Origin of the sequence: Streptomyces venezuelae, from assembly GCF_008642315.1 — a bacterium.
Taxonomy (GTDB): domain Bacteria; phylum Actinomycetota; class Actinomycetes; order Streptomycetales; family Streptomycetaceae; genus Streptomyces; species Streptomyces venezuelae_D.
The window spans coordinates 1893108-1914692 of the sequence record NZ_CP029192.1 but is presented as its reverse complement, the minus strand read 5'-3'; the positions used below and the strand labels follow the sequence as shown (position 1 = coordinate 1914692).

At 73.0% G+C, this 21585-nt stretch carries 23 protein-coding genes; 7 read left to right on the top strand and 16 right to left on the bottom strand.

Going from position 1 to position 21585, the window contains the following annotated elements:
- Nucleotide 1: 1 nt before the first annotated feature.
- From cysD to DEJ48_RS08020, 9 genes are all read right to left on the bottom strand, one after another.
- A complete protein-coding gene (gene cysD, locus DEJ48_RS08055) occupies nucleotides 2-940 on the bottom strand; it encodes a sulfate adenylyltransferase subunit CysD (RefSeq protein WP_150215508.1) in 939 nt (312 codons plus the stop codon).
- Nucleotides 937-1497, bottom strand: a complete 561-nt coding sequence (gene cysC, locus DEJ48_RS08050; protein WP_150215507.1) for an adenylyl-sulfate kinase — start codon at nucleotides 1495-1497, stop codon at nucleotides 937-939. Before cysC ends, cysD begins: the two co-directional genes overlap by 4 nt.
- Nucleotides 1497-2210, bottom strand: coding sequence for a phosphoadenylyl-sulfate reductase (locus DEJ48_RS08045; RefSeq protein ID WP_150215506.1), 714 nt, complete (start codon nucleotides 2208-2210; stop codon nucleotides 1497-1499). The genes cysC and DEJ48_RS08045 overlap by 1 nt, the downstream gene beginning before the upstream one ends.
- Nucleotides 2207-2386 carry a hypothetical protein gene (locus DEJ48_RS08040; RefSeq protein ID WP_150186830.1) on the bottom strand — a complete coding sequence of 60 codons (180 nt, stop codon included), beginning with the start codon at nucleotides 2384-2386 and terminating at the stop codon, nucleotides 2207-2209. Before DEJ48_RS08040 ends, DEJ48_RS08045 begins: the two co-directional genes overlap by 4 nt.
- Entirely contained in the window at nucleotides 2383-4080 is a 1698-nt protein-coding gene (locus tag DEJ48_RS08035) for a nitrite/sulfite reductase (RefSeq protein ID WP_150215505.1), read from the bottom strand. Before DEJ48_RS08035 ends, DEJ48_RS08040 begins: the two co-directional genes overlap by 4 nt.
- A gap of 147 nt (nucleotides 4081-4227) precedes the next feature.
- Nucleotides 4228-4311: a putative leader peptide gene (locus DEJ48_RS40930; RefSeq protein ID WP_317850486.1), complete on the bottom strand. Its 84-nt coding sequence runs from the start codon at nucleotides 4309-4311 to the stop codon at nucleotides 4228-4230.
- 113 nt (nucleotides 4312-4424) lie between these two features.
- On the bottom strand, nucleotides 4425-5015 hold the full coding sequence (locus DEJ48_RS08030) for a GNAT family N-acetyltransferase (RefSeq protein WP_150215504.1): 591 nt from the start codon (nucleotides 5013-5015) through the stop codon (nucleotides 4425-4427).
- Nucleotides 5016-5020: 5 nt separating this feature from the next.
- A complete protein-coding gene (locus DEJ48_RS08025) occupies nucleotides 5021-6319 on the bottom strand; it encodes a GAF domain-containing protein (RefSeq protein ID WP_150215503.1) in 1299 nt (432 codons plus the stop codon).
- A 280-nt stretch (nucleotides 6320-6599) separates the two neighbouring features.
- Entirely contained in the window at nucleotides 6600-8234 is a 1635-nt protein-coding gene (locus DEJ48_RS08020; protein WP_150215502.1) for an acyl-CoA dehydrogenase family protein, read from the bottom strand.
- 17 nt (nucleotides 8235-8251) lie between these two features.
- On the opposite strand from DEJ48_RS08020, the gene DEJ48_RS08015 reads away from it, so the two are divergent.
- Nucleotides 8252-9424 (top strand): YihY/virulence factor BrkB family protein, encoded by a 1173-nt coding sequence (locus tag DEJ48_RS08015; RefSeq protein ID WP_150215501.1) that lies wholly within the window; start codon nucleotides 8252-8254, stop codon nucleotides 9422-9424.
- A gap of 44 nt (nucleotides 9425-9468) precedes the next feature.
- Here the strand turns inward: DEJ48_RS08015 and DEJ48_RS08010 are convergent, their stop codons facing one another.
- The gene (locus DEJ48_RS08010; RefSeq protein WP_150215500.1) at nucleotides 9469-10341 is read right to left on the bottom strand and encodes an SDR family oxidoreductase; all 873 of its coding nucleotides are present in this window, start codon (nucleotides 10339-10341) and stop codon (nucleotides 9469-9471) included.
- Between the two features lie 81 nt (nucleotides 10342-10422).
- Here DEJ48_RS08010 and DEJ48_RS08005 point away from each other — a divergent pair, with 81 nt between their 5' ends.
- Nucleotides 10423-11361: an AraC family transcriptional regulator gene (locus tag DEJ48_RS08005; protein ID WP_150215499.1), complete on the top strand. Its 939-nt coding sequence runs from the start codon at nucleotides 10423-10425 to the stop codon at nucleotides 11359-11361.
- A gap of 10 nt (nucleotides 11362-11371) precedes the next feature.
- Nucleotides 11372-12094, top strand: a complete 723-nt coding sequence (locus tag DEJ48_RS08000) for a DUF6597 domain-containing transcriptional factor (RefSeq protein ID WP_223831950.1) — start codon at nucleotides 11372-11374, stop codon at nucleotides 12092-12094.
- On the opposite strand, the gene DEJ48_RS07995 is transcribed toward DEJ48_RS08000, so the two are convergent.
- Entirely contained in the window at nucleotides 12080-12535 is a 456-nt protein-coding gene (locus DEJ48_RS07995) for a VOC family protein (RefSeq protein ID WP_150215498.1), read from the bottom strand. The genes DEJ48_RS08000 and DEJ48_RS07995 overlap by 15 nt on opposite strands.
- A gap of 62 nt (nucleotides 12536-12597) precedes the next feature.
- Here DEJ48_RS07995 and DEJ48_RS07990 point away from each other — a divergent pair, with 62 nt between their 5' ends.
- Nucleotides 12598-12795, top strand: coding sequence for a DUF4389 domain-containing protein (locus DEJ48_RS07990; protein WP_411757435.1), 198 nt, complete (start codon nucleotides 12598-12600; stop codon nucleotides 12793-12795).
- 37 nt (nucleotides 12796-12832) lie between these two features.
- Nucleotides 12833-13243 carry an NUDIX hydrolase gene (locus DEJ48_RS07985; protein WP_150173589.1) on the top strand — a complete coding sequence of 137 codons (411 nt, stop codon included), beginning with the start codon at nucleotides 12833-12835 and terminating at the stop codon, nucleotides 13241-13243.
- Between the two features lie 10 nt (nucleotides 13244-13253).
- On the opposite strand, the gene DEJ48_RS07980 is transcribed toward DEJ48_RS07985, so the two are convergent.
- Nucleotides 13254-13751 (bottom strand): hypothetical protein, encoded by a 498-nt coding sequence (locus DEJ48_RS07980; protein ID WP_190537268.1) that lies wholly within the window; start codon nucleotides 13749-13751, stop codon nucleotides 13254-13256.
- Between the two features lie 20 nt (nucleotides 13752-13771).
- Entirely contained in the window at nucleotides 13772-14272 is a 501-nt protein-coding gene (locus tag DEJ48_RS39630) for a hypothetical protein (protein WP_190537266.1), read from the bottom strand.
- A 39-nt stretch (nucleotides 14273-14311) separates the two neighbouring features.
- Here DEJ48_RS39630 and DEJ48_RS07975 point away from each other — a divergent pair, with 39 nt between their 5' ends.
- Nucleotides 14312-15151, top strand: a complete 840-nt coding sequence (locus DEJ48_RS07975; RefSeq protein WP_317850952.1) for a dienelactone hydrolase family protein — start codon at nucleotides 14312-14314, stop codon at nucleotides 15149-15151.
- 12 nt (nucleotides 15152-15163) lie between these two features.
- Here DEJ48_RS07975 and DEJ48_RS07970 read toward each other — a convergent pair whose 3' ends face one another.
- Nucleotides 15164-18025: a glycoside hydrolase family 2 TIM barrel-domain containing protein gene (locus DEJ48_RS07970; protein WP_150215496.1), complete on the bottom strand. Its 2862-nt coding sequence runs from the start codon at nucleotides 18023-18025 to the stop codon at nucleotides 15164-15166.
- Between the two features lie 260 nt (nucleotides 18026-18285).
- Here DEJ48_RS07970 and DEJ48_RS07965 point away from each other — a divergent pair, with 260 nt between their 5' ends.
- The gene (locus tag DEJ48_RS07965) at nucleotides 18286-18939 is read left to right on the top strand and encodes a pyridoxamine 5'-phosphate oxidase family protein (RefSeq protein WP_150221048.1); all 654 of its coding nucleotides are present in this window, start codon (nucleotides 18286-18288) and stop codon (nucleotides 18937-18939) included.
- A gap of 30 nt (nucleotides 18940-18969) precedes the next feature.
- Here the strand turns inward: DEJ48_RS07965 and DEJ48_RS07960 are convergent, their stop codons facing one another.
- Both DEJ48_RS07960 and DEJ48_RS07955 read right to left on the bottom strand, forming a co-directional pair.
- Nucleotides 18970-20253, bottom strand: a complete 1284-nt coding sequence (locus DEJ48_RS07960; RefSeq protein WP_150215495.1) for a hypothetical protein — start codon at nucleotides 20251-20253, stop codon at nucleotides 18970-18972.
- The gene (locus DEJ48_RS07955; RefSeq protein ID WP_150215494.1) at nucleotides 20235-21503 is read right to left on the bottom strand and encodes a hypothetical protein; all 1269 of its coding nucleotides are present in this window, start codon (nucleotides 21501-21503) and stop codon (nucleotides 20235-20237) included. Before DEJ48_RS07955 ends, DEJ48_RS07960 begins: the two co-directional genes overlap by 19 nt.
- Nucleotides 21504-21585: the final 82 nt, after the last annotated feature.

The following is a 21585-nucleotide window of genomic DNA, read 5'->3' as shown; positions in this document are numbered from 1 at the left end:
GTTAGAAGTACCCCTCGCGCTTGCGGTCTTCCATCGCGGCCTCGGACATCTTGTCGTCGGCGCGGGTCGCGCCGCGCTCGGTGAGGCGGGACGCGGCGATCTCGGTGATGACGGCGTCCAGCGTGGTGGCGTCGGAGTCGACGGCGCCGGTGCAGGACATGTCGCCGACCGTGCGGTAGCGCACGAGCCGCTTCTCGACGGTCTCGCTCTCCTTGGGGCCGCCCCACTCGCCCGCGGTCAGCCACATCCCGGAGCGCTGGAAGACGTCACGCTCGTGGGCGAAGTAGATTCCGGGGAGTTCGATGTCCTCGCGGGCGATGTACTGCCAGACGTCCAGCTCGGTCCAGTTGGAGAGCGGGAAGACGCGGACGTGCTCGCCCGGCGCGTGGCGGCCGTTGTAGAGCTGCCACAGTTCGGGGCGCTGGCGGCGCGGGTCCCACTGCGAGAACTCGTCGCGCAGCGAGAACACGCGCTCCTTGGCGCGGGCCTTCTCCTCGTCGCGGCGGCCGCCGCCGAAGACCGCGTCGAAGCGTTCGCTCTGGATCTTCTCCGTGAGCGGCAGCGTCTGGAGCGGGTTGCGGGTGCCGTCCGGGCGCTCCTTCAGGACACCGCGGTCGATGTAGTCCTGCACGGACGCGACATGCAGCCGCAGCCCGTGCTCGGCCACGACGCGGTCGCGGTATTCGAGCACCTCGGGGAAGTTGTGCCCCGTGTCCACGTGCAGCAGCGAGAAGGGGATCGCCGCGGGGGCGAACGCCTTCAGCGCCAGGTGCAGCATCAGGATCGAGTCCTTGCCGCCGGAGAACAGGATCACCGGGTTCTCGAACTCGCCCGCCACCTCGCGGAAGATGTGCACCGCCTCGGACTCCAGGGCGTCCAGGTGGCTGAGCGCGTACGGGCTGTCGGTGCCCTCGTCGGTCACTGTGGCGACGGTCGTCATGCGAGACCCCTTTCGCTGAGCAGCGCGTGAACCGCCGCCGCTGACTCCTGCACGGTCTGGTCCTGCGACTCGATGCGCAGATCGGGCGTCTGGGGCGCCTCGTAGGGGTCGTCGACCCCGGTGAGGCCGGAGATCTCGCCCGCGGCCTGCTTCGCGTACAGGCCCTTCACATCGCGTACGGAGCAGACCTCGACCGGCGTCGCGACGTGCACCTCCAGGTACGCGGTGCCCCCGGCCTGGTGGCGCTTGCGCACCGCCTCGCGGCTGTCGGCGAACGGCGCGATCACCGGCACCAGGGCCAGCACGCCGTTGCGCGCCAGGAGTTCGGCGACGAAGCCGATGCGCTGCACGTTCGTGTGCCGGTCCTCGCGGCTGAAGCCGAGGCCCGCCGAGAGGAACTCGCGGATCTCGTCGCCGTCGAGGACCTCCACGCGGCGGCCCTCGGCGCGCAGCCGACCCGCCAGTTCGTACGCGATGGTGGTCTTTCCGGCGCTGGGCAGGCCGGTGAGCCAGACGGTGGCTCCGGTCGTCACGTGGTTCTCCCGGGTCTGTGTCATCAGTGGATCCCGCACTCGGTCTTGGCGTTGCCGGCCCAGCGGCCCGCGCGGGCGTCCTCGCCCTCCAGGAGGCGGCGGGTGCAGGGGGCGCAGCCCACCGAGCCGTAGCCGTCCATCAGGAGCGGGTTGGTGAGGACACCGTGCTCGGTGACGTACGCGTCGACGTCGTCCTGGGTCCAGCGGGCGATCGGCGAGATCTTGACCTTGCCGCGCTTCTCGTCCCAGCCGACGACCGGGGTGTTCGCGCGGCTCGGCGAGTCGTCGCGGCGCAGCCCGGTGGCCCACGCGACGTACCCCGCGAGACCCTCCTCCAGGGGCTGGACCTTCCGCAGCTTGCAGCACAGGTCCGGGTTGCGGTCGTGGAGCTTCGCGCCGTACACCGAGTCCTGTTCGGCCACGGACTGACGGGGCGTCAAGGTGATGACGTTGACGTCCATGACGGCCTCGACGGCGTCACGGGTGCCGATGGTCTCCGGGAAGTGGTAGCCGGTGTCCAGGAACACGACGTCGACGCCGGGCCTGGCGCGCGAGGCGAGGTGGGCGACGACCGCGTCCTCCATCGAGGAGGTCACGCAGAAGCGTGCCCCGAAGGTGTCGGCGGCCCACTGGAGGATCTCCAGGGCGGAGGCGTCCTCCAGGTCGCGTCCGGCCTGCTCGGCGAGGGCCTTCAACTCGTCGTCCGTGCGCGCTTTCTGGTCCTGAGCAGTCGTCATATCTGGTTCTCTCCACTGCTGGTGTGCTGAACGCCCCGGGCGAGCAGCCCGAGGAACTTCAGCTGAAAGGCCCGGTTGCAGGCTCCGCATTCCCACGCGCCGTGTCCGGCCTCGTGGGGGCGCAGGTCCTCGTCGCCGCAGTAGGGGCAGTGGAACGGGGCGGCACGCTCGCTCACTTGAGGGCCTCCTCGGGTGCGCGGGCGGTCCACGTGGCGAAGCGCTCGCCGTCCTCGCGCTGCTCCTGGAAACGCTTGAGGACCCGCTCGACGTAGTCGGGGAGCTCGGTCGCGGTGACCTTCAGGCCGCGGACCTTGCGGCCGAATCCTGCGTCGAGTCCGAGGGCGCCGCCCAGGTGCACCTGGTAGCCCTCGACCTGGTTGCCCTCGTCGTCGAGTATGAGCTGGCCCTTGAGGCCGATGTCGGCGACCTGGATGCGGGCGCAGGCGTTCGGGCAGCCGTTGATGTTGATGGTGATCGGCTCGTCGAACTCCGGGATGCGGCGCTCCAGTTCGTCGATGAGCGAGGCACCGCGCGCCTTGGTCTCGACGATGGCGAGCTTGCAGAACTCGATGCCGGTGCAGGCCATGGTGCCGCGCCGGAACGGCGAGGCGTTGACCCGCAGGTCGAGTGCTTCGAGTGCGGAGACGAGCGAGTCGACCTGGTCCTGCTCGACGTCGAGCACGATCATCTTCTGCTCGGTGGTGGTGCGAAGGCGGCCCGAGCCGTGCGCGTCGGCGACCTCGGCGATCTTCGTGAGCGTGGTGCCGTCGACGCGGCCGACGCGCGGGGCGAAGCCGACGTAGAAGCGGCCGTCCCGCTGGCGGTGGACGCCGAGGTGGTCGCGCCAGGTGCCCGCGGGCTGCTCGGGGGCGGGCCCGTCGGCCAGCTTCCGGTGCAGGTACTCGTCCTCCAGGACCTGCCGGAACTTCTCCGGGCCCCAGTCGGCGACGAGGAACTTCAGGCGGGCGCGGTTGCGCAGCCGCCGGTAGCCGTAGTCGCGGAAGATGCCGATGACGCCGCCGAACACGTCCGGCACGTCGTCGAGCGGCACCCAGGTGCCCAGGCGCACGCCGAGCTTGGGGTTGGTGGAGAGGCCGCCGCCGACCCAGAGGTCGAAGCCGGGGCCGTGCTCGGGGTGGTGCACGCCGACGAAGGCGACGTCGTTGATCTCGTGGGCGACGTCGAGCTGCGGCGACCCGGAGATCGCCGTCTTGAACTTGCGCGGCAGGTTGGAGAACTCGGGGTTGCCGATGAAGCGGCGCTGGATCTCGTCGATGGCGGGGGAGCCGTCGATGATCTCGTTCTCGGCGACGCCTGCCACGGGGGAGCCGAGGATGACGCGGGGCGTGTCGCCGCACGCCTCGGTGGTCGAGAGGCCGACGGCTTCGAGGCGGCGCCAGATCTCGGGGACGTCCTCGATGCGGATCCAGTGGTACTGGATGTTCTGGCGGTCGGTGAGGTCGGCGGTGCCGCGCGCGAACTCCTGCGACACCTCGCCGATCACGCGCAGCTGCTCGGTGGTCAGCCGGCCGCCGTCGACGCGGACGCGGAGCATGAAGTACTCGTCGTCCAGCTCCTCCGGGGCGAGGACCGCGGTCTTGCCGCCGTCGATCCCGGGCTTGCGCTGGGTGTACAGCCCCCACCAGCGCATACGGCCGCGGAGGTCGTTCGGGTCGATGGAGTCGAATCCACGCTTCGAGTAGATCGTCTCAATACGTGTCCGCACATTGAGACCGTCGTCGTCCTTCTTGAACTGCTCGTTCCCGTTGAGCGGCGTGAAGTGACCGACGGCCCACTGACCCTCGCCGCGGTGACGGCTCACCTTGCGGCGGGGCGTTGCTGGGGCAGGCTTCTCTGGCGTGGCGGCCATGGCGGTACGTCCTTCGGGGCAGCGGGAAAGCGGCTCTGACCTGCGAAATCGGCACGTGACCGCGCATGGTGGACGCATGCGGGGACGTGCGCGCGGCGCTGCGCAGGGAGGGGGATCAGTGGATGGGGAGCGGCTGTGCTGAGTCGATCAGCAAGCCGGACACATGGCGCTGGACATGCGGCCGAGGTCGACGTGACGTCGACTCACCAAGGCGTTTCCAGTGCGATCCATGCCGGAAGCGTGTCACGGGACTTTCGGCCCAGTCCAGCATTATCCAAAATGTGGACACCCTTGTCCCGTATCGTGGACAAGGGTGTCGTCGGTCACAGCGGCCCGTGCGGCGTTCAGTCGCGGTCGGCCCCCGGCCACGGCCCCGGCGTCGGCACGTCCGCCTCCTCCTCGACCTTGGTGTCGAAGAGCCGGAACCCGCGCCGCCGGTAGTTGTCCATCGCGTGCTCGCCGTCCTTGGAGCAGGTGTGCAGCCAGACCCGCTCGGTCGGCGCGAGCCCCGGCCACCGCTCGGCCAGGTCCCAGGCGCGCGCGACGGCGTACGACAGCAGGTGGCCGCCGATGCGGCGCCCCCGGAAGGCGGGGATCAGCCCGAAGTAGACGATCTCGACGACGCCCTCCGCCGCGTCCCCGTTCTCGCCGCGAGCCGCCAGCTCCACGTACCCGGCCGGCGTCCCCTTCTCGTACGCGACCCACGTCTCCACACCCGGCCGCTCCAGCAGCTTCTGCCACTCCGCGTACGTGAGGGAGAGCCGGTCGGACCAGCGGATGTCCCCGCCGACGGACGCGTACAGGAACCGGCTGAACTCGGGCGAGGGAACCTCGGCGCGCGCGATCCGGACGTCCTCCCCGTCGGGCGCGGCGGCCGGTCGCAGGTCGGCCGGAGACGTCTGTTCGAGGGACCAGGTGGTGACTGTGATGCTCATGGCGCTCAGAGAATCATGCGCTGCCGCGCGGCGCGCACCGCGGGGGCCATCGAGTGGGGCAGGAGGTCCGCGGGGCGCTCCGGCATGACCACGTCGACGTCCACGTCCTCGTGCAAGCGGTACGGCCGGTGGGCGAGCAGCCCGCCCAGATAGCGCCGCACGCGGGAGAGCTCGGCGCGCACCGTCACCGTGCGCGCGGGATCGCCGAACATGTCCTCGGCGAGCCCCGAGGCGGTGCGTCCCGTGCGGTACGTACAGAGGAGATAGAGGAGCTCGGCGTGGCGCGGGCTCAGCTCGTGCGTCCAGTCGTGGGCGCCGCCGAGCACCGAGAGCGTCCACCGGCGCGGACTGCTCACGTCCAGGACGAGACGGGTCGCGGCGACCGGCCGCGGCACGTCACCCGGGTCCTCGGGGCGCAGCAGCCACCCGCCGGGCAGCGGCTCCACCAGGCAGGGGCCCAGCGACGGCAGCCAGGCGCGGCCCGCACCGAAGGACTTGGGGAGCGTGAGACGGTCCGCAGGGGGCATGCCCGTCACCGCGGCCGTCCAGCCGTGCACGTCCACCGCGAGCGCCCGACCGTCGAGCCGCGCGAGGACCGGCGCCGCCACCGCGCGCAGCCGGTCCAGCGCCGCCACGTGCCGCTCCCGCAGCCGCGCCTCCCCGAGCTTGGCGACCGCGTCGACCAGCGCGAGCGTCGCCGGGTGGATGGTCTGCAGCGGTCCGCTGATGTCGACCACGCCGAGGAGCCTGCCGTCCCGCGGATCGGTCAGCGGGGCGCCCGTGCACGTCCACGGGTGGTGGGTCCGCACGAAGTGCTCGGCGGAGAACACCTGCACCGGGCGCCGCACCACCAGTGACGTCCCTATGCCGTTCGTGCCCACGACGTTCTCGCCCCAGTCCGCGCCCGGCTCGAACCCGAGCGAGTCCGCCTTGCGGAGCACGGCGGCGCTGCCCTCGCGCCACAGCACACGTCCGTCCGCGTCGCTGACGGCCATGATGTGCTGCGCCGCGTCCGCCACGGAGACGAGACCGTCGCGCAGGACGGGCAGGATCTCCCGGAGCGGCGAGGTGCGGCGGCGCTCCTCCAGCTCCTCGTCGCTCAGCAGCCGGGACCTGAAGTCACGGTCCGGATCGACCCCGCCGAGGATCATCCGTCTCCACGAGTCGCCGATCACCGGACGCGGCAGCAGTCTGGGCGGCTGCCCGGACAGCGTGGCGTCGCGCACCCCCTTCAGGACGTGTGCGGCGTGCGCGAGGTCCATGGCGGACAGGCGCGCGAGGTCGATCGTCGCCGGGGTGTTCATGGCCACCGGGTCCTTTCCGGCCAGACCAGTGTGTGCGGGAGCATCCCTTCATCGTGCCCCCTGCGCCGCCTCCCCGGGTGCCGCATCGTCGATGAACCGGGTGGACCGCGCGGCGAGTTGCAACCTCCTGCAACCCTGGCCAAGGGCCGGACGGGGCCCGAATCTGGACAGCAACGCCGCCCGTGCGGTGTGCACGCTCCTCACGGGGCCTGAGTGACGGGGGTGGTGCCGTGTCGGCGCAGCACCACCTCCGTACCGGCCGGGACTTCCGACCCAGGCCCTAGACGCCGGGAGCGGCCCGCCGCACCACTGCCGCGAGGTCGAGGCTGTGCGGCAGCGTGCCGAACGCCGCGCCCCAGTCCCCGCCGAGCCGCGAGGCGCAGAACGCGTCGGCGACCTCCGGCGGCGCGTACCGCACCAGCAGCGATCCCTGGAGCACCAGCGCCATCCGCTCCACGAGCCGCCGCCCGCGCCCCTCGATGCCGTCCAGGTCCGCCAGTTCGGTCAGCAGATCCTTGATCGCGGCGTCCAGGCGGTGGTCGGCGCCGCGTGCCGTCCCGACCTCCTGGAGGAACGCGTTGAGGGCCTGCGGCTCGCGCTGCAGCGCCCGCAGCACGTCCAGCGCCTGGACGTTCCCCGACCCCTCCCAGATGGAGTTGAGCGGCGCCTCGCGCAGCAGCCGCGGCATGCCCGAGTCCTCCACGTAGCCGTTGCCGCCCAGGCATTCGAGCGCCTCGCCGGCCAGCGGCGTGCACCGCTTGGTCACCCAGTACTTCGCCGCGGGCACCGCGAGCCGCAGGAACGCCTGCTCCTGCTCGCCCCCGTCGTCGTAGGCCGCGGCGAGCCGCAGCGCCAGCGTCGTGGCCGCCTCCGACTCCAGCGCCAGATCGGCCAGTACGTTGCGCATGAGCGGCTTGTCGACGAGCCTGCCGCCGAACGCCTCCCGGTACGTGGCGTGGTGCACCGCCTGCGCGACGGCCTGCCGCATGAGCGCCGCGGAGCCGATCACGCAGTCGAGACGGGTCGCGGCCACCATCTCGATGATGGTGCGCACCCCGCGCCCCTCGTCTCCGACCCGCCGCGCCCACGTCCCGTCGAACTCGACCTCGCTCGACGCGTTGGACCTGTTGCCCAGCTTGTCCTTGAGCCGCTGGATGGCGAAGGCGTTCCGTGAGCCGTCATCGAGCACACGCGGCACGAGGAAGCACGTCAGCCCCTGCTCGGCCTGCGCGAGGACCAGGAACCCGTCCGACATGGGCGCGGAGCAGAACCACTTGTGCCCCGTCAGCGCATACGTCCCGTCCTCGGCGAGGGCCTGCGCGCGCGTCGTGTTGGCCCGTACGTCGCTGCCGCCCTGCTTCTCCGTCATGCCCATCCCGAAGACGGCGCCCGCCTTCCGGGACGCCGGGCGCAGCCCCTCGTCGTACACGGTCGAGGTGAGGCGCGGCTCCCACTCGGCGGCGAGCGCCGGGTCGGCGCGGAGCGCGGGCACCGCTGCGTGTGTCATCGAGACCGGGCAGCCGTGACCGCCCTCGACCTGCGTCCACACCAGGAACCCGGCCGCCCGGCGCAGATGGCCGCCGGGCCGCGTCCAGGCGGCCGTCAGGCCCGCGGAGACCGCCTTGCCGAGCAGCCGGTGCCACGCCGGGTGGAACTCGACCTCGTCCACCCGATGGCCGTACCGGTCATGTGTGTGCAGAACCGGAGGATTCGCGTTTGCCTGATCTCCCCACTTCTGTGCCTGGGCGGAACCCGCGGCCCGGCCGAGCAACGAGAGCTCGTCGCGGGCGGAATCGAGGAGCGCGGGATCGAGGTGCCGCTCGACCCCTTCCACTAGGGCCCGGTCGGACGTGAATACGTCATATCCCACCAGGGGCGGAGCCTGGTTGGTCACTGTGTGGGTGCTGGCTGCCATGCCGCTACGGTAAGGAGGTGCACCAGGCAAAAGAAACACCCGGGCGGCCGTCGGGCCGCTGGAACCGGGCCCGCGCTCTCTACCGGAACGTCTCCATGCGCAGGACCGCCTGGCTGCTGCTCAAGGACACCGTCAACTCGTGCATCGAGTACCGCATCCTGGGGCTCGCGGCCGAGGCGGCCTTCTTCACGCTGCTCTCCGTCCCGCCGCTGCTGCTGAGCCTCATCGGCCTGCTCGCGTACGTGGACCGGTGGACCGGCGCGGACACGATCGCCAGCGTGCAGAACAACATCCTGGAGGCGTCCCGCACGGTCCTCTCCGACCGGGGCGTCCACCAGATCGCCGAACCGATACTGGACGACGTGATGCGGGTCAGCCGCCCCGACGTCATCTCCATCGGCTTCCTGTTCGCCCTGTGGTCAGGATCGCGCGCCGTGAACGTCTTCATCGACACCATCACGGTGATGTACGGCCTCGACGGCGCGCGCGGCATCGTCAAGACCCGGATGCTCGCCTTCGGCCTCTTCATCGTGGCGCTGCTCATCGGGTCGGTGGCGCTGCCGCTGATGGTGGCGGGGCCCGACGCGGTGGTGAAACTGTTGCCGGGCTCGACGACGGTCGTCCAGATCCTCTACTGGCCGGTCGTCGTCATCCTCTCCGTGGTCTTCCTGACGACGCTGTATCACGTGTCAGTGCCGGTGCGTTCGCCATGGGTGGAGGACATGCCGGGCGCGCTGATCGCCCTCGCCATGTGGGTGCTCGGCAGCTTCCTGCTCCGCATCTACCTCACCAGCACGGTGGAGGGCCCCACCATCTACGGCTCACTGGCGGCGCCCGTCGCCGTGCTGTTGTGGATCGGCGTCTCGGCGTTCGCGGTCCTGGTCGGGGCCGCGGTCAACGCGGCCATCGACCGGGTCTGGCCGTCCGTCGCCACGGCCGCCGCGCGCGCCGCCAACGACCGCATGAGGGAGGCGCAGGCCGCCGAGGTGGTGGCCCGCGCGGCGGCGGCGCGGGAGGCGATGACGGACCCGGACGACCCCGACGACCCGGAGATGCCGTCGGAGTTCCCCGAGCGCTGGTCGCGCTTCCTGCCGCCGGACGACGTGTCGTCGCGGCTGCGGACGCCCGCGAAGCAGCCGAAGCACGCGAAACGCAACGGGAACGGGACGGGTGACACCCCTCCCGAGTGAGGACCGGAGTGCGGCGTTCAGGGCTCCGCCCCGGACCCCGCTCCTCAAACGCCGGAGGGGCTGAAAACGCCGGAGGGGCTGAGACTGCTCCACACCCCCGCCTGCGCGCATTCACGGGCGAAGTCCGCGAAATCCCTCGGGTCCCGGCCCAGTACCTCCCGCACCCCCTCGGAGAGCTTCGCGTTACGCCCGTCCAGGTTCGTCTCGAACAGCTCGACCAGGAACTCCACTTCCTCGGCGGGCACCCCGAACCCGGCGAGCGCCGTCCCGTACGCGCGGGCGGACACCGGCACGTACATCATCTCGCGCCCGGCCGCCGCCGCGATCTCCGCCACCGCCTGCCGGAACGACAGGAGCCGGGGCCCGGTGAGGTCGAGGGTGCGGCCCGTGAACCGGTCGCCGCCGGTCAGCGCGGCCACGACCACGTCCCCGATGTCGCGGGCGTCGATGAACGGTTCGAGCACCTCACCGGCCGGGAACACCAGCTCCCCGCCCCGCATCCCGTCGAGCAGCGGCCCCTCGCTGAGGTTCTGCGCGAACCAACTGGCCCGCACGACGGTCCACTCGGCCCCCGAGTCCCGTACCGCCTGCTCGGTCGCGTGCGCCTGCTCCTCGCCCCGCGCCGACAGCAGCGTCAGCCGCCGTACGCCCGCCGCCACCGCCTCGCGGGCGAACGCGCCGACCGTCCCCGCCGCGCCGGGCGCGCCCACGTCCGGCAGGTACGCGAGGTGCGCGGCGTCCGCGCCCCGCAGGGCGTCCGCCCACGTCGACCGGTCCGTCCAGTCGAACCGCACCGCGCCGGACCGCGAGGCGGCCCGCACCGTGAGCCCGGCCGCCTCGGCCGACTCCACGACCCGGCGCCCCACACGCCCGGTCGCCCCCGTCACCAGCACCGTCACACTCGTCTTCGTCGTCATGCGGATCAGTCAACCGCCGGGCCCGCGGGGGAACCATCGCCGAGGAGCTCACGGCCATACGCGTACGTCTACGCTTCCGGCATGGACGTACTCGCCGGACTCCTTGAAGGCCCGCGCGCCCGAGGGGCCTTCATGATCCGCGCGCTCTTCGACCCGCCCTGGTCCGTCCGCATCGCGGACGAGGCGCCGCTGTCCGTCATGGTCATGGTGCGCGGCGACGCCTGGATCACCCCCGCGGACGGCTCGCCCGCCCAGCGCATCCGCCCCGGCGACCTCGCGATCGCCCGCGGCCCCGACCACTACACGTGTGCCGGTGAACCCGCCACCGCCCCCTTCGCCGAGATCCTGCCGGGCCAGCGCTGCGCACCGCTCGACGGTGCCCCAGAGGCCCGCTACCGCGACCTCGGCCCGCGCGCCTGGGGCGAGCGCCGCGACAGCTCCGTGGAGATGCTGATCGGCACGTACCAGATGCGGGGCGAGATCACCGGCCGGCTCCTCGACGCGCTGCCGCCGCTGCTCGTCCTGCCCGGCGAGGTGTGGGAGTGCCCGCTCACCCCGCTCGTCGCCGACGAGATCGGCAAGGACGAGCCGGGCCAGGCCGTCGTCCTCGACCGGCTCCTCGACCTGCTCCTGATCGCCGCCCTGCGTGCCTGGTTCTCCCGCCCCGAGGCGGCGGCGCCCGCCTGGTACCGGGCGATGGGCGACCCGGTCGTCGGCCGCGCCCTGCGCCTGCTCCAGGACGATCCGGCCCACCCCTGGACGATTGCGGACCTCGCGGCGAAGACGGGCGTCTCGCGGGCCGCGCTGGCCCGCCGGTTCGCGGAGCTCGTGGGGGAGCCCCCGATGACGTACCTGACGCACTGGCGCCTGGCGCTCGCCGCGGACCTGCTGCGCGACACCGACCTGACGATCGGCTCGATAGCCCGCCGTATCGGCTACGGCAGCGCGTTCGCGCTGTCCGGCGCGTTCAAGCGGGTGTACGGGGTGAGCCCGCAGGAGCACCGGGGGAGCGCGGCGTAATCTGGAGGGCGTGGCCACAGAGAGCGTCGTGTCCCGCGACTACCACGAGGGGCCGTCCCGGCTGACCGGCGCGGTCGTCTGGACCCGCGTGGCCACGGGCGCCCCCGGCGACACCCGGCCCGTGCTGCCCGACGGCTGCATGGACCTGCTGTGGACCGAGGGCCGGCTGTTCGTCGCCGGGCCCGACACCCGTGCGTACGTCCCGCGGGACATGGAACCCGGAAGTCGGTTCGTCGGCATCCGGTTCCGTCCCGGCACCGCGCCCGCCTTCCTCGGTGTGCCCGCCCACGAACTGCGGGACCGGCGCGAGGAGCTGTCGGACCTGTGGGGCGCCGCCGAGGCGCGACGGCTCACCGAGCGGGTGGACGACGCGGACGATCCGATGGCCGCCCTGGAGGCGGTCGCGATGGAGCGTGCCGCCGATGCCGACCCCCCCGACCGGCTCCTCGCCCACGTCGTCGCCTCCCTGGAGGCGGGCCGCTCCGTCGCGCGCACCGCAGCGGACGCGGGCATCAACGCCCGGCAGCTGCACCGCCGTTCACTGGCCGCCTTCGGCTACGGGCCCAAGACGCTGGCCCGCGTGCTGCGCCTGCAACGGGCGCTGGCGCTGGCCCGCGACGGCCTGGCGTACGCGGACACGGCGGCGGCCGCCGGGTATGCCGACCAGGCCCATCTCGCCCGCGACGTGAAGGAGTTGACCGGGGTGCCGCTCGGCACGCTACTCGGCGGCTGACCCCAGCGGCGCGAACAGGTCGACGCCGTTGCCGTCCGGGTCGAGCACGACGGCGTACCGCTGGCCCCAGGGCGCGTCGAACGGCTTGAGCTCGCTCCCGTGCCCGGCGCCCGTCATGTCCTCGTACGCCGCGTCGACCCCGGCCGGCGTCCCGCAGTGGAAGGCGAGCCCGATCCGCCCGCCGCCCGCGGGGGCCTCCCAGGCCGGGTGGAAGGACCGCACGGTCGCCTCCGTGTCGAAGGCGACGCGCAGCCCGCCGGGGAGCGTGGCCTCCACGTGCGGCAGGCTCTCGGCCCCCTCGGGGAACTCCAGGCCGAGGCGGCGGTAGAAAGCCAGCGAGGCGGCCAGGTCCGAGACGACGAGACCGATCAGGTCGAAGCGCGGCCGGGATGACTTCGGAGTGGGTGACTTCGGAGTGGGTGACTTCGGTGTGCTGTTCATGCCCGCAGCGTAGGCAGCGGTCCGCTCAACGGTCTTGAAGGAAACGGACAGGGCGCCTCTCCTTGCCGCGGGCCTGCTACGCGGGCGTGGTGCTGCTCTTCCGCGGCCAGTACCCGAGGGGTATGTACGACCTCAACGTGGGACTGCACCGCTGGGCGGCGCGGGTGGTGGCCTACGGCACTCTGCTGACGGACGTCTACCCTCCGTTCCGCCTCGACCAGGGAGAACGCGAACCGGTGGCCGACGAGCCGCTGCCGTGACTGTCACGGGCCCCGATTCCCCGCTACGTTGGAGGACATGGACTATCCCGGTGACAACCGGCTCGCCGCGGCTGTCGTGGTGTTCCGCCGCCGTGTGCTGCTCGTGCGACGCAGCGAGACCGAGCGGTTCCTGCCCGGTGTGTGGGGTGTGCCGTGCGGGAAGCTGGAGCCCGGCGAGAGTCCGCGGGACGGCGTCCTGAGAGAGCTCAAGGAAGAGACGGGACTGCTCGGCCGGGTCCTCCGCAAGGTCGGCGAGTCCTCCTTCGTCAGTACGTACCGCGGGCACGAGGTCAAGAACTGGCAGGACAACTTCCTCGTCCGGCCCCTCACCTTCGACGTGACCCTGCCGCTGCCCGACCAGGACCACCGCTGGCTCGCCCCCGCCGACCTCGGCACCGTCCGGATCGACGACTACAACCGCGAGATCGTCCGCCAGGCCTTCGGCTGAGCCGTCCCCGTCAGTCCGCCGGGTCCTCCGCGAGCAGGTCGGCCAGCGCCGCGAGCTCCGCCAGATAGTCGTCCACGTCGAGACGCTTCTTCGCCACCGCGCGCCCCGCCGGGTCGCCCGTGGCCGCCCCCAGGAACACGTCCGTGTACCGCCGCCGCCCCGCCCCCGTCTCCAGGAACAGCGTGACCGTCGGCCACTCCGCTTCGCACCACGCGCGGTGCAGCACGTGCGGCGGCAGCGCGTAGCCGCTCCCCGCCGTGTATCGCGCGCTCTGCACGAGCCGCAGCCGCGCGTCGCCCGAGGGCTCCAGGAGCCAGTCGCCCTCGTCGCCCGTCAGCGACTCCCGGTACCAGGCCGCGGCGACGCCCTCGCCCGCGCCGGGGTCCATGGGCTCGTACAGTTCCATGCCGAGCGCGCCACGCACCACGTACGAGGCGAGCGGGGAACGGTGGTTGTGGATGTCCTCGGAGGTGCCGTGGCCCGGATGCCACACGTGCGCGCGCAGCATGTGCCGCGGACCGCCGTCGATCAGGAGCAGCTTGTCGAAACCGAGGACGTGACGGTACGACAGGAGCGCGCACCCCGCCGGGTCGCCGGAGAGACCGTCAGACGCTCGACGAGCGTCGCGTACGTGGCCGCGGAGAGCCCTGGCAGCGGCCCGGGCCCGTCCGTTCCCGCCGTGCCCGACGCCGTCCCCGAGCGCGGGCGGCGCGGCGAAGGCAGCCCGTCCGGGCCGTCGGCGGCCCCGTCGTCCGCCGCCCCCCTGGCCCGCAGCAGCGCCGCGGCGAGCCACGCGGAGATCCCCGTCCCGAGGCCGCTGACCACCGCGAGCGAGCAGCGGGCCGTGTCCCCGAACAGCGCGCCAGGGAGCAGGCCCACCAGGGCCTGGAACACGGCGTAGCCGACGGCGACGGGACCGAATCTCCCCAGCCACGTCACGACCCGGCCCGACGGCGGGTCGGAGGGCGGCTCGGGCGGCACGGGGTGCCCGGCGGGGTCTGTGCTTGTGCGTATGCGTGCTGTAGGCATGAACTCCACCTACCCATATGACACTTGAGACGAAAGGGAGTGGGCACCGTGCCCGGTTCGGAACCGCAGGAGCGCGAGGCACCCACGGCGGACCTCACCGGTTGGAGCGCGGCCCCTTTCACGGGAGCCGGTCTCACTCATGATGTCCATGAGAAAGGGACAGGTCCGGGCGTCGTCCTGGTTCCCGAGGTCCCGGGTGTGCACCCCGGAGTCCTCGGCCTGGGCGAGCACTTGGTGAAGCAGGGGTTCACCGTCGCGATCCCGTCCCCCTTCGGCGACCCGGGCCGCCCGGTCTCCGTACCGTATGCCATGGGCGTCTTCGGCCGCGTCTGCGTCGCCTCCGAGTTCCGCGCCTTCGCCACCAACGCCCGGCGCCCCTTCGCCGACTACCTGCGCGCTCTCGCCCGTGACCTGGCGTCCCGCACGCCGGGCCCGGGCGTCGGCGTCATCGGCATGTGCTTCACGGGCGGTTTCGCGCTGGCCGCCGCCACGGACCCGGCCGTCCTCGCCCCCGTGCTCAGCCAGCCCTCGCTGCCGCTCCCGGTGAGCGCCGCGCGCCGGGTCGACCCCGGCCTGTCCCGCGCCGAGTTCGACACGGTCGTCGCCCGCACCAGAAACGAGGGCCTGTGCGCGCTCGGCCTGCGCTTCAGCGAGGACAAGCTGGTCCCGCGCGACCGCTTCGCCACGCTGCGCCGCCACTTCGGCGACGCGTTCGAGGTCATCGAGCTCGACTCGTCGCCGGGCAACGAGGCGGGGTTCGCGAAGTCGGCGCACTCCGTCCTGACGGAGGAGGTGCGCGAGGTGCCGGGGCACCCCGCGTACGCGGCGCGCGAGCGGGTCGTGGCGTTCCTGCGCGAGCGGCTGGCCCCTACGGGGTAGGGCCGGGCCCCCTCAGTCGTCCACCGCCGAGAACACACAGCTCAGGGAGGACGGCCGAGGGGTGGCGCGGAGTTCGTACTGGGGCAGGACGCCCGGCCCGCACGACTGGGTGCCGATGCCGTGCCGGTCGATGTCGAGGTTGACCCAGACCGTGTCCCCGGCGACGAGGTCGGTGCGGTGCCGGGCGGCGTCGAGCTGTTCGCTGGTCCAGCGGCGTGCGGTGAACGCGGGGGCGCCGTCGCTCTCCACGCGCACCCCGCCGACCTCGGCCCAGCGGACGGCCGCGCGCGCCCCGTTCTCCTGCGGGCGCACGTACGGCGTCTGGAGCGCGTCGACGTCCGACTCCCACACCCCGATCAGCGAGGCGGCCGCGGTGTCGGGATAGGCCTCGCCGGGCCCGCCGCCGAACCACCGCACCCGCCCCGAAGCCCCCGGCAGCCCGAAGCGGATCCCGAGCCGCGGCAGGGGCACGGACCACTCGCCCTCCGGCGTCACCGACATCCGCAGCAGCAGCTTCGGGCCGTTCGACGCCCAGTGGTACTCCGTGCGCAACGCGAGGTCGCTCGCCGCGGGCGCCACCCGGGTGCGCACGGTGAGTCCCTGGTCGGTCAACTCGACGTCGTCCACGCGGTGCTGCATGCGGTGCAGGCCGAGCGAGCGCCAGCGGTCGGCGACGGACGGCTCGGGGCGCCAGGGCATGCCGTTGTCGTTGTCGGTGGGGGCCCGCCACACGTCCAGGCGCAGGCCCGTGATCTCGCGGCCGTGGAAGGCGAGGAGCGTGCCGGTGCGGGCGTCGAAGGTGGCGGCGCCGAGCGCGAGGTGCCGGCCGTCCGCGTCCGCCGTCGGTGTCGCGCCGCCGGGCACGGGCAGGACCATGCCGTACTCGACGGGCAGCTGGGCCCACGCCACCACGTGGCCCCGCGGCGCCCACGCCGTGTCCTCGGCGAGCGAGGCCCGTACCGTCCACTGGGTCTCGGCGTCCGGGTCCCGGCGCGGCGGGGGCGGCAGCGCGACCTCCGCACGCTCGCCGGGTCCTGTCCGCGGCACCGCGAGGGTGCCTTCGGCGACGGTCGTGCCGTCCTTCTCGTACGACCAGGTGAAGGCGAGGTGGGAGAGGTCGGCGAAGTCGTGGAGGTTGGTGACGGTGACCGTGCCGGACGGGCCGTCGCCCTCGATGCGGACCGGCTCGATCACCTTCTTGAACTCGACGAGCCCGGGGGACGGCGTCCGGTCGGGGAAGACGAGGCCGTCGCAGATGAAGTTCCCGTCGTGCAGTTCCTCGCCGAAGTCCCCGCCGTACGCGTACTCGTACGCGGGGTCCGCGATGCCGTGGTCGAGCCACTCCCAGACGAAGCCGCCCTGCAGCCGGTCGTACGTCTCGAACAGCTGCTGGTACTCGCTGAGTCCGCCGGGGCCGTTGCCCATGGCGTGCGCGTACTCGCACAGGATGAACGGGAGCCTGCGCCGCCGGTCCGGGCCCTCGTCCTCGCCCCGGCCGATGCGCTCGACCTCGGCGTGGTCGGCGTACATCCGTGAGTAGACGTCCGTGTCCGCGCAGGACCGGTCGCCCTCGTAGTGGAGGAGGCGGCTGCCGTCGCGCGAGCGGATCCAGTCGGCCATGGCGGTCAGGCCGCGCCCGGTCCCGCACTCGTTGCCGAGCGACCACAGCACGACCGAGGGGTGGTTCTTGTCGCGCTCGACCATGCGGGCGGCGCGGTCCAGGAGCGCGGGCGTCCAGCGGTCGTCGTCGACCGGGTTGGCGCGCCAGCCGACCGCCCCGAAGCCGTGGGTCTCCAGGTCGCACTCGTCGACGACCCACAGGCCGAGCTCGTCGCAGAGGTCGAGGAAGGCGGGGTGGGGCGGATAGTGGCTGGTGCGGACGGCGTTGATGTTGTGACGCTTCATCAGGAGCACGTCCGCGCGCATCGTTTCGATGTCCACGGCCCGGCCCGTCTCCGGGTGGAACTCGTGGCGGTTCACGCCCCGGAAGAGGATGGGGCTGCCGTTGACCCTGATGGTACCGTCCTCGACGGCGACGGTGCGGAAGCCGACGCGCAGGGGGATGCGCTCGCCGGGTGTGGTGAGCGTCGCGTCGTACAGGCGCGGCGTCTCGGCCGTCCAGGGCTCCACGGCCGCGACGGCCTCCTCGCCGGTCGTGATGTCCACGCCCAACTCGGGCACGGTGACGCGCCCTTGGACGTCCGAGTCGACCCGCAGGGTGCCGGTGCCCGTGCGGTGGTCGTACGCGGAGTGGACGAAGAAGTCGCGGGCGCACTGCTCGGGCCGGTGCAGGAGCGTCACGTCACGGAAGATCCCCGGCAGCCACCACTGGTCCTGGTCCTCCAGGTACGAACCGGCGGACCACTGGTGGACGCGGACCGCGAGGACGTTGCCCGCCGGGCGCAGCAGCTCGCCGACGGCGAACTCGTGGGGGAGCCGTGAACCCTTGAAGTCGCCGAGCTCCGTGCCGTTCAGCCAGACGCGGGCACAGGACTCCACGCCGTCGAAGCGCAGGACGGCGGTGCCGTCGGCCGGCCAGTCGGCGGGCAGGTCGAAGGCGCGCAGATGGTCGCCGGTGGGGTTCTCGGTGGGGACGCGCGGCGGGTCGAGGGGGAACGGGTAGAGCATGTTGGTGTAGCGGGGCGCGCCGTGACCCTGCAGCACCCAGTGGCCGGGCACCGCGATCTCGTCCCAGGCCGCGCTGTCGTACCCGTCGGCGGCGAAGGCGTCGTCGTGGGTGTGGGCGGCGGGGGAGAGGCGGAAGCGCCAGGGCCCGTTGAGGGAGAGGGTGGCGGCGTCCGACGTCGCGTACCACGCGCGGGGCGGGAGACAGCCGTTGCCGGGGGACACGTCCTCGTGGTGGGGAAGCTCCATGGGTTCCATCAGATCGTGCGGGGGCGGGGGCCCGCCATCCTCCAGGGGTGGGAGTCATTGGATTCTTCGGGGTGCGCTTGGACGAGTGGCGCAAGTATTGCGTATATCGTCGCGAGTAATGACGCAGGCGACGGATTTCGTCACACCATGGTCATCCGGGCGCGATATCGGTAACTTCTCGCGGCGTGAACAGTCATCCTGAACGGCACGGCGCCGCCCCGCCCACCCCACCGGCCCCGCCCGCCGCACTCCCCGCGACCCTGCCCGTCACCGACCGCACCCGCCACCGCCGCCTGCGCGAGCAGGGCAGCCTGGACCGCGCCGACCTGGAGGCGGTCCTCGACGCGGGCTTCGTCTGTCACTTGGGAGTCGTCGTCGACGGCCATCCGATGGTCGTCCCCACCGTCTACGGCCGCGACGCCGCCCACCTCTACCTGCACGGCTCCGTCGCCAGCCGCAGCCTCGCCGCCGACCCCGGAGCCCCGGTCTGCGTCACCGTCACCCACATCGACGGCCTGGTCCTCGCCCGCTCCGTGTTCGAGCACGGGGTCAGCTACCGCAGCGCGATGATCCACGGCGTCCCGCGCGTGGTGACCGACCCGGAGGAGAAGCTGCGCGGCCTGCGCCTGCTCACCGAGCACGCCACTCCCGGCCAGTGGGACTACGCCCGCCGCCCCAGCCGCAAGGAACTCGCCGCGACCACCCTCCTCGCCCTCTCGCTCGCGGAGGCCTCGGTCAAGGTCGCGGACGGCCCGCCGGACGACGGCGCGGGCCCGGACGCGGAACTCGGCATCTGGGCGGGCAACCTCCCGCTGACGACGACGTGGGGAACGCCGGTGCCGGACCCGCTGCTGCCCACGGGCATCACGCCGCCGCGGCACATCGCGGAGCGCGGCGGGACCCGGCAGGGCTGATCGGCCTGCCCTGTCCCCCCGGGATGTGACTCAGGAGAGCTTCGGCGGCTCGCAGCCGTGAGCCCGTGCCGAGCGGCGCGCGAACTGCTCCAGCGCCGCGCGCTCGTACGCGAGGTCGCCCGCGGACGGCTTCGTGCGGTGGCGGTCGTACGTGCTCGACCTGTCCGCGCGCCACGCCCCTTCGTCCCGGACCGTGAACAGCGCGGGGCCGCTCCCGTCCCGGCAGACCGCGCTCGCCCAGCGCCCGCCGCCCGCGAGACGTCCGGCCGGGGCGTTGCCGGGCCCCGGCTTCTCGGAGTACTCGCCGTACCGTCGCTCGTGGTCGAGGCGTTCGGAGTCCGCGTACGGGCCGTAGAACGCGGTGAGGTGGTAGCGGGGCGTCTCGTCCGACGAGCCGGGGCCCGGCAGTTCGGGCCGCTCGCCGGCCACGACACACACCTCGACGGGGCTGCCGCCGCTCGCGCTCTCCCAGGACCGGGAGACGCGCCCGCCCCGGCCGGGGACACCCCGGCACGTCCCGGACGCGTCGGCGAGCGGCACGCTCTCGTCGGCGTCGACCGGGAGCGCGACCCTGTGCGGCGGCTCGCCCAACTCCGCGTCGCAGCCCCACTTCCCGGACGCCTTCGCGGCCGTCCCCGTGGCGATCCGCGCGAAGGCGGCGCGGCGGCGCGGGTCGTCCAGCGTGACGTCCTCGTCCTTCGCGTCGACGGTGACGAGGAGACCGTCGCGGTCCCGGGCGCAGTCCAGGAGCGTCACCACGGTCGCGCCGCCATTGTCGGACCGGGCCGTGCCGCCGATGGACTCAGCGGTCGTGAACAGGCCGCGCCAGCCGCCGCCGAGGCCCACGGGCGGGAGCTCGGTCGAGGGCCGCGGGTAGAGCGGGTCCGTGCCGCGGTCGCGCGCGGACGCGCGGTCCACGCCGAAGTCGTCACCGCGCCGCTGCGGCACGCTCTGCACGGTGACCTGGACCTGCGCCTCGTCGGTGTTGCCGCCCGCGACGGGCACACCGTCGCCGGTGACGGTGCAGGTGACCGTACGCCTCTCGTCGCGGGCGTCGTCCTCCTCGGCCGACCGCACGTCCACCCGGCCGGGTTTCTCCTCGAACGGCCCGTCCCCGAGCACGTCCCGCATCTCGCGGGAGGGCAGCACGCCCTCGCACGCCTCGTCGAGCACCCGCTGTGCCGCGCGGTGGTCGCGCGGGCCGCCCCACCAGTAGGAGCCGCCCGCGATCAGGGCCAGGGCGACGAGCGCCCCGCACGACGACAGGACGGCGCGCCCCGCCCTCGTCCGCCAGGTCAGTCGCGCCCGCGCCACTCCGCCACCTCTCCCACGATCTTCGTCCCGCGGCAGTGCGAACGCTTCGGCCAGCCGTCGGGGGCCGACAGGTAGCGGTCGAGGACCGTGCGCACCTGCCGCGAGAGGCGCCGCTGGTCCTTCGGTTCGAGGACGACCTTCCCGTCCTCGTGGCCGTAGTCGAAGTCGAACTCGGGGGTCACCGAGACACGGTGGTACGTCGGACCCGCCACGCACTCGGACCGGGCCCACAGGGCGAGTTGCAGGTCGTTGCCCGAGCGCTCGACGGTGAGGGGCCTGTCGTGCGGGGCCGGGACCGCCGGGTCGGGCACCAGCGCCTTGTCGGCGTACTCCTCGTACGCGCCGGCCGCGAGCACACCCGACCAGCTCTCCGCGCCCGCCGCCCGGACCGTGAGGTGGCCGGGGGACCCCGCCGTGTCGTCCCACCGCCCGCCGCACGCGCCTGCCCGGCGGTTGTACGTGTTGTCGTTCCCGTCGTAGGACCAGTCGCCCGGGGTCGACCCCAGCCCCTTGGGGTTGAGCCAGGCGCAGAGCTCGGGCGTCTTCGCCGGGGCGGCGGCGCCGGGCTCCGTGGGCAACGGCTCGCTGCCGCAACCCTCCTTGCGCGACACCCAGTTGGTGACCTTCGCGGCCGTACGGGCGACAGCCAGCCGCTCGGCCTTCGGGATGCCGTGCACGTCCGCCCCCTCCGTGTCGGACGGCAGATCCACCGACACGAGCAGGTCCCGCGTCGTGCGGCCCCGCCCGTGCAGCCCCGCCGGACAGTCGACGAGCAGGGCAGCCGTGGCCACCGCGCCACCGTCCCAGCGGTCCGCGGTGCCCACGCTGCCCGTCGCGCCCGCAGGAAGGGGAAGTCCGAAATCGCCCGTCACGGAGCCGGGGGACGTGCGGTCGGGGACCGCCTCGGCCCGCACCCGTGCCCGTACGTCCGCCTCCGCGCGCCCACCGCCGTCACCCCAGGCCAGCGTGCAGTCGAGCAACGCGCGGCTCTCCTGCCCGGGCCGCAGCAGCGTCCCGTACGCGTCGAGGACGCCCCGCGCGTCATCCGGCACGGAGGCGTACATCTCCTCGCGGAGCAGGCCCGCGCAGCCGTGCGTCACCAGCTCGCGGTTGGCGTCGAGCCGGTCCTCGCGCTCCTCGGCCCGCGACACGGCGAACCAGGTCACCGACGACGCGGCCAGCAGGGTCACGGCCAGAGCGGCCACCAGCCAGGTGCGCCGTCGCGTGCGCGGCGTGCCCTTCTCGGGCATGGCGCTCCCCTTCCCCCCGGTACCGGCCCCATGATCGGAAGGGACGCTATCAACCGGGCGGGACGCGCCGGGGGCGGGGACC